Source organism: Photobacterium sp. GB-50 (assembly GCF_003026755.1).
Taxonomy (GTDB): Bacteria; Pseudomonadota; Gammaproteobacteria; order Enterobacterales; family Vibrionaceae; genus Photobacterium.
The window spans coordinates 1-635 of record NZ_PYNX01000058.1 but is presented as its reverse complement, the minus strand read 5'-3'; the positions used below and the strand labels follow the sequence as shown (position 1 = coordinate 635).

The following is a 635-nucleotide window of genomic DNA, read 5'->3' as shown; positions in this document are numbered from 1 at the left end:
CTAGAATATGGCGGAGAGATAGGGATTTGAACCCTAGATACGCTATAAACGTATGCCGGTTTTCAAGACCGGTGCTTTCAACCACTCAGCCATCTCTCCGTAAGTGCGGCGAATATTACCGATAGATGTAAAACCTGTAAAGCCTATTTTTAAGAAAAAACGCTCACTCGATTAACAAACGCGCATTTTGATAATATTTTTTGCAAACATGATAGTTATTAGATGGTTATGATCACTTAATCTTCAATAAATAATACAATTAAAGCTAAAAATAGATCATTTAATAGCAACACCTAACCTCAAAAGAATCATAGTAGATAACCAAATTTGCGGTTAACGATCACAAGAGATAAGAGATAAGAGGTAATAACCAAGTGAACTAAGGGAGAAATGGTAAGGTAGGTCGAGAGGAAAGATACCAATAACCAAGCAGCTACTAAGCTACTAAGCTACTAAGCTACTAAGCAATGATTTTCCAAATTTAAGATGTAAAAAAACCCGCAATTGCTTGCGGGCTTTTTTATTTGGCTCCTCCTGCTGGACTTGAACCAGCGACATACGGATTAACAGTCCGCCGTTCTACCGACTGAACTAAGGAGGAATTGTCATGGTGGTGGGGGAAGGATTCGAACCTT

General features: G+C 38.6%; 2 tRNA genes. Both read right to left on the bottom strand.

The annotated features are described in order from the left end of the window. Positions 1-8 precede the first annotated feature (8 nt). A tRNA-Ser gene (locus C9J41_RS21690) sits at positions 9-99 on the bottom strand. A gap of 426 nt (positions 100-525) precedes the next feature. Beyond that, positions 526-601: transfer RNA gene (locus tag C9J41_RS21685), tRNA-Asn, on the bottom strand. Between the last annotated feature and the right edge of the window lie 34 nt (positions 602-635).